Annotated in this window: 2 protein-coding genes and 1 riboswitch; of the genes, one reads left to right on the top strand and one right to left on the bottom strand. The window is 66.2% G+C overall.

The features are described from left to right. Positions 1–531, top strand: a 531-nt coding sequence (locus tag AB4Y86_RS19350) for a DNA alkylation repair protein (RefSeq protein ID WP_441403739.1), incomplete at its 5' end; no start/stop codon positions are given. Positions 532–536: 5 nt separating this feature from the next. Here the strand turns inward: AB4Y86_RS19350 and AB4Y86_RS19345 are convergent. Next, positions 537–791 (bottom strand): hypothetical protein, encoded by a 255-nt coding sequence (locus tag AB4Y86_RS19345; protein ID WP_441403738.1) that lies wholly within the window; start codon positions 789–791, stop codon positions 537–539. A 200-nt stretch (positions 792–991) separates the two neighbouring features. After that, positions 992–1157: riboswitch (cyclic di-AMP (ydaO/yuaA leader) on the top strand.

Below are 1157 nucleotides of genomic sequence, written 5' to 3'. Positions count from 1 at the left end.
CGACAGAATGGACCCATGAGCGATGCCGGCGACTTCATTGACGGGGCGCTGCAGCGGGAAAGCACGTGGCAGCGGGCCGAGGAAGCGCAGGCCCGGTTCGGCCCGGAGCTGAAGTGCTACGGCGCCTCTGTGGGCGCCGTCCGCGGCGCGGTCCGGGACGCACTGCGCCGCTACCGGAACCTGGGCCACGACGACCTGACCGCGCTCAGCTCCGAATTATGGGCGGTTCCCGTGTTCGAACGGCGCCTCGCCGGCGTCGTGCTGCTGCAGTCCTGCACGCCCGTGCTGGACAACTCGGACCTGACCCGGATCGAGGGCTTTCTGCGCAGTGCCGGCGTCCGTGAGTTGGCGGATCCCCTGGCGGTCGACGTCGTCGGGCCGCTCATAGCGCGCCTCGACGGCGCCCGCCGGACCCGTTCCGAACTCGTCCTGGACCGGTGGTTTCGGGACCCGGACCCGTGGCTGCGCCGCTCGGCCGGACTGGTGCGCGAGGCGATCGCGACTCTCAGCGGTGAAGTGCCCGGGAGGTAGGCCAGTTAGTTGCCCGGCCGGCGTTCCACCACGGCGTACGCCTTGCCGTCGAGGAACTGCCACCCGGTCAACACCATGAAACCGAGCGAATCCACACGGTCGTTCAGGACGTGGATGTCGAAGCCGCCGTCGCGTGGTTCGGCGTCCCAGGTGGCCACGTGGATTTCTTTTCCCTCAAGAACCAGCAGTTCCGTGTTGACGTCAAAGTCTTCCTGCGGCTGATCGCTCAACTGGCAGATGGCAACACAGGGGCTGTTCATAGCAGGGCCTCCACTCGGCGGGCGCTCACGTGCTTTATCCTAAGCGCGGCAGCTACCGGCGGCCTAGGGTTTTTCGGCGCCACGACACGCTCTCGTTACCTGAATGTGACATTGCCGCCCGACTCCGTTACCGTTGATGGGTGCCTGTTTGTATCCGATACGGGCGCTCCCCAGCCGATTGCCTAACTCTGCCGCGGCCCGGGATCCGAATGCAACCTTTCTGGCAGAGACGGGGAAACCACATTTGACCTGCATTTCCGGCAGGTCTTGGGGTGAAGCCGCACAGCGCCCGTTCTGACGGGCCCGCGGCCGGGTGCCTCCCATCCGAATCCGACAGCTCACCTCGTAGGCATTGGGAGAGGCTAC

Source organism: Arthrobacter sp. 2YAF22_2, from assembly GCF_052114645.1.
Lineage (GTDB): Bacteria > Actinomycetota > Actinomycetes > Actinomycetales > Micrococcaceae > Arthrobacter.
The sequence above is the reverse complement of the archived record's forward strand: the minus strand, read 5'-3'. Positions and strand labels throughout refer to the sequence as shown.